This window comes from Agromyces sp. Root1464, from assembly GCF_001427265.1.
Classification (GTDB): Bacteria; Actinomycetota; Actinomycetes; order Actinomycetales; family Microbacteriaceae; genus Agromyces; species Agromyces fucosus.
Genome location: NZ_LMFU01000002.1, coordinates 1,114,209 through 1,129,288, shown reverse-complemented (window position 1 = coordinate 1,129,288; position 15,080 = coordinate 1,114,209). Strand labels below are relative to the sequence as shown.

The following is a 15,080-nucleotide window of genomic DNA, read 5'->3' as shown; positions in this document are numbered from 1 at the left end:
GCTACTCGACCGGCCGCGCGCTGCCGAGGCGCCGCACCGCGACATCCTGGTGCGCGAGCCGGCGGAGCGCGAGCAGCACCGGTTCGTAGAGCGCGGTGCCGAGCACGGTGTACTCGACGGCGGTGTGCGGCTCGCGGGGCATCCGCTCGAGGTCGTAGGTGGCGAGGTCCGCGGCCGCCCGACCGTAGCGTGCGAGGCGCTCGGGCGTGATCGGCATGCCGGCGTCCTCGGCGGCGGCGAGGGCGCCCTCGAGCTGGGCGACCGCGGCGAACCCGGGATCGTAGACCTGGCCGAGCGCCTCGAGCGCGGCGCGCGCACGCGGAAAGGGGTCGGAGGCCTCGGCGGGTTCGGCTCCTTCGGGCGGCAGCGCGCCGACGGCGCGCCCGAGCGTGGCGTACAGGTCGTCGCCGGGCTCGTCGACGAGCTGGAGCACGGCGCGCGCCTGCTGCACGCTGAGCCCGACCGGACCCGTGAGGGCGCGCACGAGCCGGAGCCGGCGGAGGTGCCGCTCGTCGTAGCTCGCCTGGGTGGCCGAGGTCGCGACGCCCGGTTGCAGGAGCCCCTCGCGGAGGTAGTACTTCACGGTCGCGACCGGCAGGCCGGCCTCGGCGGCGAGTGCGGAGATGCGCATCGGAACCCCTTGCATTGGATAGTGCAACTCTCTAATATTGGAGAGTACAACTATCCAATCATGATTCCGCGAAGAAGGGACCGGCCATGCCGTCCGCACCAGATCTGATCCTCATCGGCGTCCTCCTGCTCGCGCTCGTCACGGTCGAGAGCGGCGGTTACTTCCTCACCCGGGTGGTGCGCGGGCTGGCGCCGGCGAACCGCCTGCAGACGAGCTTCTACCGTGCCGGGCACGCGCACGCGGCCGTGCTGCTCGTGCTCTCGATGGTGATCCTCTCCGTCGTCTCGTACGCCGCGCTCGACGGGTTCTGGCTGTGGCTCGCGCGCCTCGGTGCGCCGATCGCGGCGATCCTCATGCCTGCGGGCTTCTTCCTCTCCGTGCTCGGCCGCGAGCCCGAGAAGCCGAATCGGCTCATCGTGCTCCTGTGGATCGGCGCCGCGTCGCTCACCGCCGGGCTCATCGCGGCGGGTGTCGGCCTCATCTCGGGCGGCATCGCGGCCCTCTGAGGCCGAGGAAGGGTGCGCGATCGCACCGACCGGCGTAGCGTCGGCCCATGGCCATTCCGCAGCGCTTCTCACTCGTCACGCTCGGCGTCGCCGACGTCGAGGTCGCCACGGCGTTCTACCGAAGGCTCGGATGGCGCGAGGCGCCGTCGTCGATCCCCGGTGAGATCGCGTTCTTCGCCACTCCCGGGGGAGTCCTCGCCCTTTGGGAGACCGCCGAACTCGCGAAGGATGCCGCGCTGCCGACCATGCACGCGAATGCCCCAGGCTTCCGCGCGGTCGCCCTCGCGATCAACCTCGCCTCGCCCGAAGAGGTCGACGACGCGGTCGGCGACTGGGTGCTCGCGGGCGGTTCGATCTCCAAGGCGGCCGCCGCGACCGAGTGGGGCGGCTACAGCGGGTACGTCGCCGACCTCGACGGCAACCTCTGGGAACTCGCGCACAACCCGTCGTGGCCCCTCGACGAGCGGGGCCTGCCGGTGCTGCGCGGCGCCTGAACGCCGCTGGTCGGGGGCGGCATCCACGGCATCTACACTGGAATCCGTGACTTCAGAGGAAACCGTCGACGTCGTGCTGATCGGCGGGGGCATCATGAGCGCGACGCTCGGCTCCCTGCTCTCGCAACTCCAACCCGATTGGACGATCCGCGTCTACGAGCGACTCGGCGAGGTCGCGCAGGAGTCCTCGAACGCGTGGAACAACGCGGGCACCGGTCACGCAGCCCTCTGCGAGCTCAACTACATGCCCGAGAACCCCGACGGCACGGTGAGCGCCGACAAGGCGGTCTCGATCAACGAGCAGTTCCAGGTGAGCCGGCAGTACTGGTCGTACCTCGTCGAGCAGGGCGCGCTGCCCGAGCCGCACAACTTCATCAACACCGCTCCGCACATGACCTTCGTCAGGGGCAAGGCGAACATCGAGTACCTGAAGAAGCGCGTCGCCGCACTGGCCGACCAGCCGCTCTTCGAGGCGATGGAGTTCACCGAAGACCTCGAGCGCATCGCCGAGTGGACCCCGCTCCTCGCGAAGAAGCGCAACCCGAAGGCGCGCGTCGCCGCAAGCCGCACGGTCGCCGGCACCGACGTCGACTTCGGCGCACTCACGAAGCTCCTCTTCCGCGACATCGAGCGCCGCGGCGCCGAGATCGCGACCAACCACCAGGTCACGTGGCTGAAGCGCCAGAAGAACGGCACCTGGAAGCTGCGCCTGCGCCACCTCGTCGGCAACACCCCCAAGACCGTCAACGCCCGCTTCGTCTTCGTGGGCGCCGGCGGCGGTGCGCTCGCGCTCCTGCAGCACTCGGGCATTCCCGAGATCAAGGGCTTCGGCGGCTTCCCGATCTCCGGTCAGTTCTTCCGCACGACGAACCCCAAGATCGTCGCGCAGCACCACGCGAAGGTCTACGGCAAGGCTGCGAAGGGCGCCCCGCCGATGTCGGTGCCGCACCTCGACACCCGTGTCGTCGACGGCGAGACCGCGCTGCTGTTCGGGCCCTACGCCGGCTTCACGCCGAAGTTCCTGAAGAGCTCGACGTGGTTCGACCTGCCCTTCTCGATCCGGCTGCACAACCTCGGTCCGATGATCCAGGTGGGCCTGAAGAACTTCGATCTCGTCAAGTACCTCGTCTCCGAGCTCGTCGCCTCGCGCGAGAAGAAGCTCGCAGCGCTCCGCGAGTTCATGCCGACCGCCAAGAGCGAGGACTGGGAGCTCATCACGGCCGGCCAACGCGTGCAGGTCATGAAGAAAGATCCTGAGAAGGGCGGCGTGCTGCAGTTCGGCACCGAGGTCATCACCGGCGCCGACGGCACCATCGCAGGCCTGCTGGGCGCCTCTCCCGGTGCGTCGACCGCCGCGCCGATCATGCTCGACGTGCTCGGCCGCTGCTTCCCCGACCGCATGGCCGGCTGGGAGCCGAAGCTGCGCGAGATGATCCCGAGCTACGGCACGAAGCTCTCGAGCGACCCCGAAGCGGCCGCGGCATCCCTCGCGGCCACCGCGAAGGTGCTCGACCTCACCGCCTGAGGCGCTCGATCCAGGTCTCGACAGGCTCGACCAGCAGGTCCTCTGCGGGTCGAGCTTGTCCAAACCCCGAATGCTCTGGTACCGTCGTACCCGCTATGAAGTGAGCACACACCCCGTCCCGCGCCTGAGGCGCCGTCGACATCGGGTGTGCTCACGGCTCTGATCAGGCCGTGCCGGTCGCGACAGCGGCAGCGTGCACCCATCGACGGCAATGCCCCCGCGGGGTCCTTCCGCTCCCGGGCGGTCGCCGGCGCCGCGCGCCCGCGTTCCGCAGCTCGGTGCATCGTGCTTGCAGCACGCGCGCCGCGGCATCCGTCGACTGCCCGGGGGCATTCGCGCAAAGGGCGTATCGCATGGCTGTATCCGTCATCCATTCCCACCATCTCCGTGTCGACGGGCTCTCCGTCTCGTATCCCGACCGACGCGTGTTCTCCGACCTCGGCTTCGCCGTCTCACCGGGCCAGCGGCTCGGGCTCATCGGCGAGAACGGGGCCGGCAAGTCCACACTGCTCCGGCTCATCGCCGGCGAGTTCGAGCGAGCGGATGCCTCGGCATCCGTCGACTCAGAGGCCACCACCTCGGGTCGCATCACGAGGCCGCGGCGCACCGCGCTGCTCGCCCAGGAACTGCCGTTCGGCCCCGACGAACGCATCGGCGAGGTGCTCGAGGCCGCGCTCTCCGAGGTGCGGGCGATCGAGCTCGAGCTCGACGCCGCATCGGCGGCGCTCGCCTCGGAGTCCACCGCCGCCTCCACGGCGCGCTACTCGGCGGCCCTCGACGCAGCCGAACGTGCCGACGTGTGGAGCGCCGAGGCGCGGCGCGACGAGCTGCTCGACGGGCTCGGCGTCGGCTCGCTCGGTCTCGGCCGCCGCGTCGACGAGCTCTCGGGCGGCCAGCGATCGAGGTTCGCGCTCGCCGCGCTGCTCCTCAGCGCGCCCGACGCGCTGCTCCTCGACGAGCCGACCAACCACCTCGACGACGCCGCGGCGGCGTTCCTCGAGGACCGGCTGCGCACCTGGCGCGGACCGGTCGTGTTCGCGAGCCACGACCGGGCGTTCCTCGATCGCGCGGCCACCGGGCTCCTCGACCTCGATCCGGGCAGGACGGGTGCCCTCGCCCTGGCCGCTGGGGGATCCGAGCGCGGTGCGGCGGGCGGATCGGCCGACGATCTGCTCGCCGCCTCGGGCGGCACCGTGTTCGGAGGCGGATTCAGCGAGTTCCTCGCGGTGAAGGCCGACGAGCGTCAGCGCTGGCTCCGACAGTACGACGACGAGCAGGAGGAGCTGCGGCGACTCCGCATCGGGCTGGCCGAGACCGCTCGCGCGGTCTCGCACAACGCGCCCATCTCCGACAAGAACAAGATGGCGTTCGGGCGCCGCGGCGATCGCGTCGAGCAGCAGGTGAGCCGGCGGGTGCGCAATGCGCAGCTGCGGGTCGAGACGCTCGAGCGCGACCAGGTACCGAGGCCGCCCGCGCCGCTCGTCTTCGCCGGCATCCCATCGGGCTCCCACGCGTTCGACGAGGAATCCGGCCTGCTGCTGCAGCTGTCGGATGCGGTCGTCGACGGTCGGCTCTCGCTCGAGGCGCTGCACGTCGCGCCACTCACGCGGCTGCTCGTGACGGGAGCGAACGGCGCGGGCAAGTCGACGTTGCTGGGCGTGCTCGCGGGTGCGCAGCGGGTCGACGGCGGCATCGTGCACCGGCGGAAGGGACTGCGCGTGCAGTTGCTCGAGCAGGACGTGCGGTTCACGGATCCCGGTGCGTCGCCGCGTCGGCTCTACGAGCGCGCCCTCGGCGAGCGGCGGGCCGAGCAGGTGCCGCTCGGCAGCCTCGGCCTCATCGCCCCGCGCGACGAGTCGAGACCGGTCGGCGCGCTCTCCGTCGGGCAGCAGCGGCGACTCGCGCTCGCCCTCGTGATCGCGAGGCCGCCGCACGTGTTCCTGCTCGACGAGCCGACGAACCACCTCTCGCTGGCGCTCGCGACGGACCTCGAGGAGGCGCTCGGCGCCTACCCCGGCGCGGTCGTCATTGCGAGCCACGACCGGTGGCTCCGTCGCCGGTGGTCGGGCGAGGAGCTCGAGCTCGTGGCGGGCAGAGCCGTGGCGCGCAGCGCCGTGCCGGCCGGGGCGCTGCAGTAGACGAGCGGATGCCGCGGCGACACGCGCGCCGCGGCATCCACTTGCTTCCCATTCGAACATGTGTTCGAATGAGGGTATGCGGTGGAGCGGGCAGGAGCTGGGCGTCGAGCAGTCCGGCGCACTTCCCGGGCTCGTCAAGCTCAACAACCTGGTGCGTTCGGTGCAGACCCCCGATTTCGCGGGCGTCACCTTCCACGAGGTGCTCGCGAAGTCCGCGCTCAACCGGGTGCCCGGTCAGTCGGCGATGCCCTTCGGCTGGACCATCAACCCCTATCGGGGCTGCACCCACGCTTGCGCCTACTGCTTCGCGCGGCCCACGCACACCTATCTCGACCTCGATGCCGGCGACGACTTCGACCGGCAGATCATCGTCAAGGTGAACGTCGCCGAGGTGCTGCGGCGCGAGCTCGCGAAGCCGTCGTGGCGGCACGAGCCCGTCGCCCTCGGCACCAACACCGACCCCTACCAGCGTGCCGAGGGTCGATACACGCTCATGCCCGGCATCATCGAGGCGCTCGCGACGAGCGGCACGCCCTTCAGCATCCTCACGAAGGGCACGCTGCTCCGGCGCGACCTGCCGCTCCTCAGAGAAGCCGCCGCCCACGTGCCCGTCGACATCGCGATGTCGATCGCGATCTACGACGACGAGTTGCAGCACTCCGTCGAGCCGGGCACCCCGAGCACGAAGGCACGTCTCGCGACCGTGACCGCGGTGCGCGACGCGGGGCTCGACTGCTCGGTCTTCCTGATGCCGATCCTGCCCTACCTCACCGACACGAGAGCGCACCTCGACGAAGCGTTGCGCTCTGTGAAGGCCGCCGGCGGCACGAGTGTGCTCTACTCGGCGCTGCACCTGCGGGGCGCGGTGAAGCCGTGGTTCATGCAATGGCTCGAGCGCTCCCACCCCGACCTGGTCCCCAAGTACCGGTCGATGTACTACGGCACCAACGCCTACGCGCCGAAGGCGTATCGGCAATGGCTCGGCGAACGCATCCGCCCGCTGATCAGGGCGCATCGACTCGAACACGGTCGTGAAGACCCGGTCACCGGGGGAGTGCGCTCCTCTGCGCTCGCCGGTGGTCCGGCGCGCGGCGCGGCCGATGGCCGACGGTTCGCCGGGGCTGCCCGAATGGTCGCCACGGGCGATGAGCTCCCCGGGTCGCTGAGCCTTCCACCCGATCCGTCGGCGCTGTTCTGACCGCGTCGTCCCCGAGAGCCGCCCGGAAACTGGGATAATCCGCTGGAGGCCCGAACAGTGGTGTTCGCAGGCGGTACGAGCGGAGGTAACGATGACCCTGGGGTTGCCGGGGCACCTTGCGCGCGAATCGCTCAGTCGCGCGCTCGCGAACGCCGGGCATGCTGCGGCGTTCACCTGTCTCGGCGTCGGCGTGGTGCTCGGCGGTGTCATGGCGACGATCGGCGGCCAGCCCGAACGATGGAGCAGCGCGTTGCTGCTGATCGTGATGATCGTGCTGCTCGCGCTCGTCGCGCGGTACCCGACGGTGACGCTGACGGTGCTCTATCTCATCGTCGGAGCCGGCATCGTCCTGGCCGTCACGATCATGGTCATGCCCGGCGGCGAGTTCGCGACCACGAACAACGCGGTGCTCGCCCTTCCGAGCACCGCTCTCCTCCTCGTCGGGGGCGCGGGAAGCGGGTCGGCGATCGCGCTCACATGGGCGACCCTCGGCTTCGCGCTCGGCGAGGCTGCGGTGTTCCTCGGCGTCGTCGTGGCGGGCGGGACGTACGCGCCGAATATCGCAGTCTGCTTCGCCTTCGTCGTCGTCGTGATCGTCCGGGTGTTCGACGGCCTCACTCGCCGCATCGACATGCGGCGCGACACCGGCCTGCATCGCGCCAGCCAGCAGACGAGGGAACTCGCCATCCGTCACGATTACGAGCTGCGCGCGACCGCGAGGCTGCACGACACGGCGCTGAGCCACCTCGTGGCCATCGCCGCGGCCGGATCGGGGCCGGTCGACGAGCGCCTGCGCGTCGGCATCCGGCAGGACCTCGGCCTCATCGTCGGGCGCGACTGGGCGATCGACCACGCCCTCGGCAGCGACGGCTCCGCGAGTGCCGCGGCGCAGGGCGCGAGCACCCTGAGATCCTTCGCGCCGTCCGCGTCGTCGCCGACGTCCGGGAGGAACGGGCGGCAGAACGGATGGCGCGGCCGAGGGCGCGCCAACGGCGCCACCGACCCGCGCACGCCCGTCGAAGAGACGGTCCCATCGCTCGCCCACGCGTTCTCGGCGGCGGCCAACGCGGGCCTCGAGGTCCGCGTGACCGGCGATTTCACGGTGCTCGGCACACTCGGTCCGCGACGGGTCGCGGCTCTCGACGCCGCGGTCGCGCAGTGTCTCATCAACGTCGCCCGCCATGCCGGGGTCGCCGAGGCCGAGCTCGCGCTGGGCCTCGGCGGCGGCGAGGTGACGGTCGCCGTCATGGACAGCGGTGTGGGGTTCGACGAGAGCGAGGTGCCGCCCGATCGCATCGGGCTGCGCACCTCGATCCGCGCACGCATCGAGCAGGAGCAGGGCACCGTCCGCCTCTGGTCGACCAAGGGCATCGGCACGACCATCGTGCTGACCGTGCCGGAGGGCGGCGAATGAGCGGACATCTGCGACTGACCCAGCAGGAGGCCGACCCGATCGGGGCGATCAGCGCGTCGCCGATCGTGACGGTCGGGGCGATCCTCGCCTTCGCGCTGGCGGCCGTGCAGACGTGGTCGCACTGGAGCGAGGTCGGGTCGCCGCTGGCCGCCGGCCTCGCGCTGCTGCTCGTGGCGGCCGCGGGCACGGCGGCGATCATCGCAGCGGCTCCCGCGCGTGCACCGTTCACGAACGAGCGTCTCTGGATCATCGTGACCCTGGCGGTGGGCGGTGCGATCGCCGAGTACGTCAGCACGATCGGCAACAATCGCCAGCTCTACGACGACTTCGGGCCGACCGTCATCGGCATGCTGATCCTCTCCCTCGCCCCGTTCTGCACCTGGGTGTCGCTCGCGTTCGCCGGAGTGCTCTCGGCTGCCGTCGTCTCGATCCTCGTCGCCGGAGCATCGATGTACGCGGCATCCGAGGCGCCGGTCGCCGCACTCATCACGCTGAACTCGGCACCGGTACTCGCGATGTCGGCGGCAGCGGCGGGCTATTCGTACGGAATCGTGGCCGAGACGCTCGCATGGCAGCGCGAGGCCAACCGGGCGGCATTGCAGCGCGACGCGGAACTGCGGGCCGGCATCGCCCGATCGGTGCAGCAGAGCCGCGTCTCGGTGCTCGGGCGCGAGGTGCTGCCGTTCCTCGCGGGCGTCATGACGGCGGAGCGCATCTCGGTGGCCGATGCCGACCGGGCACGTGAACTCGCCGAAGCCCTCCGCCGTGCGCTGCGGGCCGGCATCGAATCGACCTGGCTCGACGACCTTGCGGCGAACATCCGGTTGAGCCGCGGTGTCGACACGATCATCGACGACCCGACCGGTGCGGCGGCGGCACTCACCGCCGACCAGCGTTCCGCCCTGACGGCGCTCATCTCGTGGCTCGGCGATGCCGCCCGTTCCCGGCTCATCAGGGTCGCGTTCACCGGCGGGAGCGACGGCGAGGGGCACGGCGACATCGTGCTCGTCTCCGATTCGGGAGCCTCGCCGCCGAGCCGGCGAGAACTCGATCGCTTCGTCGCGGTGGCGCGCGCAGTCGCCTTGCGTGCGGATGCGACGCTGACGCGAGAGAATGTGACAGTGGGGTTGAGTTATGACATCGATTGAGCACGCACCGACACCGGTTCCGGCTTCGCCGTATCGACTGGCGCTGCTCGACGACCACGAACTCATCGTCGATGGTCTGGCCCGCTGGTTCACCGACTTCGCGGCCGACTTCACGGTCGTGATCCGCGCGACGAGCTGGATGGATCTCGTCCGCGACCCCGAGTTCCCCGTCGACCTCGTGCTGATGGACCTGCAACTCGGCGACACCGTCTCGATCGAGTCCCGCATCCGTGCGTGCCGCGCCGCCGGGGCGAAGGTCATCGTCGTGACCGCGATCGACGACGAGGAATCGCGTCGGCGTTCGCTCGTGGCGGGCGCTGTCGGCTTCGTCTCCAAGACGTTGCCGGCCGATGAGCTCGTCGACTACGCACGACGCGTGATGCGGGGCGAGCGGGTGCAGCGCCATCAGCCGGCTCCGCGGGCGGATTCGGCGATTGCCGGCGATCGTCCCGACCGCCATGGCGTGGCACTGAGCGCGGCCGAGGAGAAGGCCCTGCGCTACTACGCGCAAGGGCTCAGCACGGTCGAGGTCGGCCGGCGCATGGAAGTGGGCTACGAGACGGCGAAGACCTACCTGCGACGTGTGCGGGAGAAGTACGCCAAGGCGGGCCGCCCGGCCAGTCGCAAGGCCGAGCTGATCCGTCGTGCGGCGGAAGACGGGTACCTCGAGTAGATGGCGAAGCTGTACTTCCGCTATGGGGCGATGAACTCCGGCAAGTCGACGGCGTTGCTCCAGGCGGCCTTCAACTACGAGGAACGCGGGCACGAGGTGCTCCTTGCGAAGCCTGCGATCGACACGAAGGGCGACCGCGACATCGTGTCGCGACTCGGTGTCATCCGCGAGGTGGATTTCACGATCGGACCCGAGTCGAGCGTGCGCGAGGGATTCGAGCGGCACCGCAGCCTCGTCGTCGAGCGCAGCGGTCGCGACGTGAGCTGCCTGCTCGTCGACGAGGCCCAGTTCCTGAACTCCGACCAGGTCGACGACCTGCTGCGGATCGCACTCATCGACGGCGTGCCGGTGCTCGCCTACGGCATCCGCACGGACTTCCAGACCGTCGCCTTCCCCGGCAGTCGGCGTCTGCTCGAGATCGCGCACAGCCTCGAAGAGCTGAAGACGATCTGCCGGTGCGGACGCAAGGCGATCTTCAACGCACGCCTCATCGACGGCCAGTTCGTCTTCGACGGCGACCAGGTGGCGATCGACGGCGAGGCGGTCACGTACGAGTCGCTGTGCGGCGTCTGCTACCTCGCCGAGAGCGGCGGCGTGCTGAACGGGCGTCACTGAGCGGAGTTCTCGCTCGGACGCTCGCAGCGTCCCCGCGGCGTGGGCTGGCGCTTTCGGTGCGCGGCGCGTGAAGATGGAGGAGGACTCCTCGGAGGTGCGCCATGAACGAGATCGCGGTGGGTGTCAGTACCGGCGGATCCGCCACGATGCGCGCCGTGCGCTGGGCGGCCGAGCGAGCGTCCGCGTCGGGCAGCAGCCTGCGGCTCGTGCACGTCGTCGACGACGACTCGGCGATCGTCGCGCGAGCGGCCGCCGCGCCGGGGGAGGCGACGAGCGTCGAGAGCATCGACGCCGAACGACAGGTGCGGCAGTGCCTCGACGACGCTGCAGCACTCGTGATGGCCATCGACGACGGCATCGAGGTCGTCACGACGCTCGAGCGAGGGTCTCCGGTCGACGTCTTCGAACACATCTCCGCCGATGCCGGAATGCTCGTCGTCGGCAGCGACTGGCACGGGGGGCGCCGGGCGAGCCGCCGTCGGGTGTTGAGCCTCCGCATCGCTGCGGTCAGCCGAACGGCGGTCGCGGTCATTCCCGACCTCGATCCCGGGGGTCGCCGTGGAATCGTCGTCGGGGTCGACGGCTCGCACATCTCCGATCGAGCACTCGCCTTCGCCGCCGACGAGGCCGATCGCACCCGGGAACCGCTCATCGCGGTGCACTCGTGGGACGTCGTCGCAATGGTCGGCGGCGAGTACGGGTACGGTGCTCCGGTCATCGCGGCGGATGACCTCTCGCTGGCGGAATCGGAGATGCTCGAGGCGGCACTCGCTCCGGTCATCGCCGCGCACCCCGGCCTCGAGATCGTGCGATCCGTCGTGGCGGGCGACCCGGTGCACGATCTCACGGAGGCTGCAGCGGGAGCGAGCATGCTCGTGGTCGGCAGTCACGGCCGCGGTGCGCTCGCGAGGTTCCTGCTCGGGTCCGTCAGCCAGGGCGTGCTCGCCGACCTGGTGGCACCGACGATCGTGCTCAGGTGACGGGCGCCGCCCGACTCGGCACGCCGTCCTCCCTCGCGCCCGTCGCGAGGAGAGTCGCCGGCGTGGACGCCGCTCGGGGACTCGCCCTGATCGGCATGTTCGTCGCGCACGTCGCGCCCGTCGCGGCATCCGCTGACCTGGTGTCGTTGATCGCGATCGCCGACGAACGGCCCCGACTGCTGTTCGCCCTCACCGCGGGCATGGGGTTGGCCTTCATCTCGGGCGGCATCCGGCCGATCGTCGACGGGCGGAGGACGCTGCGTCGTCAGATCGCGATCCGGGCGGTGATCCTCATCGTGCTCGGACTGCTCATCGCCGCGACCCTGCATCCGCTCGTGTTCATCATCCTCGACGTCTACGGGGTCGCATTCCTCGTCATGTTGCCGTTGCTCTTCATTCCGGCGCGCGCGGCGCTCGGCGTCGGCATCGCCCTGCTCGCGATCATGCCGGGACTCGCCGAGCTCGCGAGCGCCACTGATCTCGTCGCTGAACTGCAGCTCGGCCCGTTCGCGATCATCGTGGACTGGTTCGTCAGCGGCGCATACCCAGTGGTCGAGTGGGTACCCGTGATGATGATCGGCCTCGCGCTCGTGCGCCTCGACCTCGGTTCGCCGCGTGTCGTCGCGCTCGCCGCGCTCGTGGGCGCCGCCACGGCCGCGGTGCTGCTGCCCATCGTCGCACTCATGCCAGGAGGCGTCGCTGCGCCACTCGACGTCGAGGTCGAGGTCGATCCGGCGGTGTCGGCGCTGCGCACCTCGCTCGAGGCGCTCGGCAACGTCGGCGCCGGGGTCGTCGTCGTGGCGGGGATGCTGCTGCTCACGTTCTTCGCACGCCCGCAGGTGCGGCGAGTGGCGGGCGTCGTGCTCTCGCCGGTCATCGCCATGGGCTCGATGCCGCTGACCATCTACACGCTGCACCTCGTGGTGCTCGCCGCCTCGATCCGCGTCGAGAACGGCTACTACACCGACGACTCCGGTGAGCTCCTATTCGGGCTGGTCGTGGGGTCGATGGTGTTCGCGTGGCTGTGGCGGCACTACCTCGGCCGCGGGCCGCTCGAGCGGATGCTCAGGTGGGCGAGCGGTCGGAGCCGAGCGGATGCCGCGCGCGCGACCACTCCGGAATGAACCGCAGGCGGCGTTCGGATGGCGAGCCGCGCCCGTCCAGCGTAGGTGCGCAGTCGGTACGGCAGAATGGAACGGTTCGATCGGGAGGATCTCCATGCGCATCTCCGTCATCGGCTGCGGCTATCTCGGCGCGGTGCACGCGTCGGCGATGGCCGAGCTCGGCCACGACGTGATCGGCATCGACGTCGACGAGCGCAAGATCGAGGCGCTGGCTGCCGGTCGGCCGGCGTTCTACGAGCCCGGCCTGCCCGAGATCCTCGCCTCGGCGACGGCGAGCGGGCGGCTGCGCTTCAGCACCGACATCGCCGAGGCTGCCGAGGCCGACGTGCACTTCCTCGCTGTCGGCACGCCGCAGTCCGCCGAGACGGGGGCCGCCGACGTCTCGTACGTCGATTCGGCGTTCACCGCTCTGGTTCCGTACCTCGCTGAGGGGGCTCTGATCGTCGGCAAGAGCACTGTGCCCGTGGGCACGGCGGCTCGGCTGGCAGCGCGTCTCGCCGCAGAAGCCCCGCACGCCGGTCTGGCATGGAACCCCGAGTTCCTGCGCGAGGGATTCGCCGTGAAGGACACCCTCTCGCCCGATCGCCTCGTGTACGGCGTCGCCCAGGGCGACGGCGGCCGCGCAGCATCCGTGCTCGACCACGTCTATCGGGCCGCGATCGAGGCGGGCACGCCTCGCATCGTGACCGACTACGCGACCGCCGAACTCGTGAAGGTCGCCGCCAACGCCTTCCTCGCGACGAAGATCAGCTTCATCAACGCGATGTCCGAGATCGCCGACGCCACCGGCGCGGATGTCACGGCGCTCGCCGACGCGATCGGCCACGATGCGCGCATCGGTCGGCGCTTCCTGAACGCCGGCGTCGGATTCGGCGGCGGCTGCCTCCCGAAGGACATCCGCGGCTTCGTCGCGCGCGCGGAAGAACTCGGTTTGAACGACACCCTCGCATTCCTCGGCGAGGTCGACGAGACGAATCTTCGCCAACGGCGCCGCGTCGTGGACCTCGCTGTGCAGGATCTCGGCGGCTCGGTGGCCGGCAAGAAGGTCGCGGTGCTCGGCGTGACCTTCAAGCCCGATTCCGACGACGTGCGCGACTCGCCCGCACTCGACATCGCGGTCAGCCTCCAGGAGCTCGGTGCCCGGGTCGTCGTCACCGACCCCGAGGGACTCGAGAACGCCCTCGCGCGGCGCCGCGACCTCGGCACGGCGCCCACGACCCGGGAAGCGCTAGCCGGCGCCGATCTCGTGATCCTCGCCACCGAATGGAACGAATACCGCACGCTCGACCCCGAGGCGACCGGGCGACTCGTGGGGGAGCGCCGGATCATCGACGGCCGCAACGTGCTCGATCCCGCAGCGTGGCGTGCCGCCGGCTGGCAGTATCGCGGGATCGGCCGCCCGTAGGGGCCGGTCTTGCCGGGTCGCTGCAGCGGGAATGAGAAAACCCCCTCCCGAAGGAGGGGGTTTCACCCGGTCGGGGTGACAGGATTTGAACCTGCGACCTCGTCGTCCCGAACGACGCGCGCTACCAAGCTGCGCCACACCCCGGGTCGGCCCTTGCGAGCCTCAACAAGAATAGCCGATAAATCGGTCCCGCCAGACCACTGCATGCGGGCGGCGGCGGTTCGTGCGGAACCGTCGGCGAGCAGCGGGGCTACGCGGCGGGCACGAGGGTCAGCAGCGTGGCCTCGGGCGGGCAGGCGAAGCGCACAGGGGCATAGATCGAGGTGCCCAGGCCCGCAGAGACGTTCAGGAATGCCGACCGCAAGCCGTGGCGCCAGATGCTGAGGCCCTTGACCTGATCGCGGGGGATGTCGCAGTTCGTGACGAGGGCACCGATGCCGGGGACGCACACCTGGCCGCCATGCGTGTGTCCGGCGAGCAGCAGCTGCGCACCGTGGTTCACGAAGGAGTTGAGCACGCGCTGGTACGGCGCGTGGGCGACGCCCACGGTCACGGTCGGGCGATCGATGGCGGATGCCTCGTCGGGCCAGGTCTCATCGCCGAGCGGGTCTTCCGAGCGCAGCTCGTCGATCGCCGCGGTGATGAGATCCAGCCGGTCGTAGCCCTTGTGCGGATCGTCGACGCCGAAGAACTCGAAATGCGTGCCCCGCAGGTCGAGGGCGGTCGCGGTGTTGTCGAGGTCGCGCCAGCCGAGGTCCGCGAAGTAGGCGTGCAGTTCGCCGATGTCGATGGGCTTCGCGCGCAGCCCGAGGCGCGACGGGCCCGAGAAGTAGGCGAACGGATTCTTCAGGACGGGCCCGAAATAATCGTTCGAACCGTTGACGAAGACGCCTGGCACGCCGCGGAACGGCTCGAACGCCCGTCGGATGCCTTCGATGCCGCGTTCGTGCCCCAAGTTGTCGCCGGTGTCGACGACGAGGTCGGGTTTCAGGGCGGCGAGGCCGCGCACCCACTCCTGCTTGTCGCGCTGCCACGGTGCCATGTGCAGGTCGGAGAGGTGCAAGACGCGGATCGGGTCGGCGCCCGGAGGAAGCACGGGGACATCGACCCGGCGGAGTGTCCACCGGGTGCGCTCGACCAGTGAACCGTACGCGAAGGCGGCAGCGCCCGCCGCGGCGATCGCCAGAGCGATCGTCGCGACGGGCGGGATACGAGTCGTCGCCATCGAT

The 15,080-nt window shown here is 70.3% G+C and carries 14 protein-coding genes and 1 tRNA gene; 12 read left to right on the top strand and 3 right to left on the bottom strand.

Going from position 1 to position 15,080, the window contains the following annotated elements:
* Position 1: 1 nt before the first annotated feature.
* Positions 2-631, bottom strand: coding sequence for a MerR family transcriptional regulator (locus ASD23_RS10885; RefSeq protein WP_056010233.1), 630 nt, complete (start codon positions 629-631; stop codon positions 2-4).
* Positions 632-717: 86 nt separating this feature from the next.
* Here ASD23_RS10885 and ASD23_RS10880 point away from each other — a divergent pair, with 86 nt between their 5' ends.
* The 12 genes from ASD23_RS10880 to ASD23_RS10825 all read left to right on the top strand — a co-directional run bounded on the left by ASD23_RS10880 (position 718) and on the right by ASD23_RS10825 (position 13,851).
* A complete protein-coding gene (locus ASD23_RS10880) occupies positions 718-1,137 on the top strand; it encodes a hypothetical protein (protein ID WP_056010231.1) in 420 nt (139 codons plus the stop codon).
* Positions 1,138-1,184: 47 nt separating this feature from the next.
* Positions 1,185-1,631, top strand: coding sequence for a VOC family protein (locus ASD23_RS19265; protein ID WP_056010229.1), 447 nt, complete (start codon positions 1,185-1,187; stop codon positions 1,629-1,631).
* A gap of 37 nt (positions 1,632-1,668) precedes the next feature.
* Positions 1,669-3,156: a malate:quinone oxidoreductase gene (locus ASD23_RS10870; RefSeq protein ID WP_268753235.1), complete on the top strand. Its 1,488-nt coding sequence runs from the start codon at positions 1,669-1,671 to the stop codon at positions 3,154-3,156.
* Between the two features lie 353 nt (positions 3,157-3,509).
* The gene (locus ASD23_RS10865; RefSeq protein WP_056010227.1) at positions 3,510-5,294 is read left to right on the top strand and encodes an ATP-binding cassette domain-containing protein; all 1,785 of its coding nucleotides are present in this window, start codon (positions 3,510-3,512) and stop codon (positions 5,292-5,294) included.
* A gap of 76 nt (positions 5,295-5,370) precedes the next feature.
* Positions 5,371-6,492 (top strand): Rv2578c family radical SAM protein, encoded by a 1,122-nt coding sequence (locus tag ASD23_RS10860; protein WP_056010225.1) that lies wholly within the window; start codon positions 5,371-5,373, stop codon positions 6,490-6,492.
* 91 nt (positions 6,493-6,583) lie between these two features.
* Entirely contained in the window at positions 6,584-7,906 is a 1,323-nt protein-coding gene (locus ASD23_RS10855; RefSeq protein ID WP_056010223.1) for a sensor histidine kinase, read from the top strand.
* Positions 7,903-9,054, top strand: coding sequence for a hypothetical protein (locus ASD23_RS10850; protein ID WP_056010220.1), 1,152 nt, complete (start codon positions 7,903-7,905; stop codon positions 9,052-9,054). The genes ASD23_RS10855 and ASD23_RS10850 overlap by 4 nt, the downstream gene beginning before the upstream one ends.
* Entirely contained in the window at positions 9,041-9,727 is a 687-nt protein-coding gene (locus tag ASD23_RS10845; RefSeq protein WP_056010218.1) for a response regulator transcription factor, read from the top strand. The genes ASD23_RS10850 and ASD23_RS10845 overlap by 14 nt, the downstream gene beginning before the upstream one ends.
* Entirely contained in the window at positions 9,728-10,342 is a 615-nt protein-coding gene (locus tag ASD23_RS10840) for a thymidine kinase (protein WP_056010216.1), read from the top strand.
* A 101-nt stretch (positions 10,343-10,443) separates the two neighbouring features.
* Entirely contained in the window at positions 10,444-11,322 is an 879-nt protein-coding gene (locus tag ASD23_RS10835) for a universal stress protein (protein WP_056010214.1), read from the top strand.
* Positions 11,323-11,384: 62 nt separating this feature from the next.
* A complete protein-coding gene (locus ASD23_RS10830; protein WP_157377065.1) occupies positions 11,385-12,446 on the top strand; it encodes a heparan-alpha-glucosaminide N-acetyltransferase domain-containing protein in 1,062 nt (353 codons plus the stop codon).
* Positions 12,447-12,540: 94 nt separating this feature from the next.
* A complete protein-coding gene (locus ASD23_RS10825) occupies positions 12,541-13,851 on the top strand; it encodes a UDP-glucose dehydrogenase family protein (RefSeq protein WP_056010211.1) in 1,311 nt (436 codons plus the stop codon).
* Positions 13,852-13,921: 70 nt separating this feature from the next.
* On the opposite strand, the gene ASD23_RS10820 is transcribed toward ASD23_RS10825, so the two are convergent.
* Positions 13,922-13,995 (bottom strand) — tRNA-Pro (locus ASD23_RS10820).
* Positions 13,996-14,101: 106 nt separating this feature from the next.
* Complete coding sequence (locus ASD23_RS10815; RefSeq protein ID WP_056010209.1) at positions 14,102-15,076, bottom strand: metallophosphoesterase; 975 nt, start codon at positions 15,074-15,076, stop codon at positions 14,102-14,104.
* Between the last annotated feature and the right edge of the window lie 4 nt (positions 15,077-15,080).

Coding starts and splice junctions, on each gene's coding strand:
- ASD23_RS10840 (WP_056010216.1), top strand. CDS start 9,728: ATGGCGAAGCTGTACTTCCGCTATGGGGCGATGAACTCCGGCAAGTCG.
- ASD23_RS10855 (WP_056010223.1), top strand. CDS start 6,584: ATGACCCTGGGGTTGCCGGGGCACCTTGCGCGCGAATCGCTCAGTCGC.
- ASD23_RS10885 (WP_056010233.1), bottom strand. CDS start 631: ATGCGCATCTCCGCACTCGCCGCCGAGGCCGGCCTGCCGGTCGCGACC.
- ASD23_RS10860 (WP_056010225.1), top strand. CDS start 5,371: ATGCGGTGGAGCGGGCAGGAGCTGGGCGTCGAGCAGTCCGGCGCACTT.
- ASD23_RS10845 (WP_056010218.1), top strand. CDS start 9,041: ATGACATCGATTGAGCACGCACCGACACCGGTTCCGGCTTCGCCGTAT.
- ASD23_RS19265 (WP_056010229.1), top strand. CDS start 1,185: ATGGCCATTCCGCAGCGCTTCTCACTCGTCACGCTCGGCGTCGCCGAC.
- ASD23_RS10835 (WP_056010214.1), top strand. CDS start 10,444: ATGAACGAGATCGCGGTGGGTGTCAGTACCGGCGGATCCGCCACGATG.
- ASD23_RS10825 (WP_056010211.1), top strand. CDS start 12,541: ATGCGCATCTCCGTCATCGGCTGCGGCTATCTCGGCGCGGTGCACGCG.
- ASD23_RS10865 (WP_056010227.1), top strand. CDS start 3,510: ATGGCTGTATCCGTCATCCATTCCCACCATCTCCGTGTCGACGGGCTC.
- ASD23_RS10815 (WP_056010209.1), bottom strand. CDS start 15,076: ATGGCGACGACTCGTATCCCGCCCGTCGCGACGATCGCTCTGGCGATC.
- ASD23_RS10880 (WP_056010231.1), top strand. CDS start 718: ATGCCGTCCGCACCAGATCTGATCCTCATCGGCGTCCTCCTGCTCGCG.
- ASD23_RS10850 (WP_056010220.1), top strand. CDS start 7,903: ATGAGCGGACATCTGCGACTGACCCAGCAGGAGGCCGACCCGATCGGG.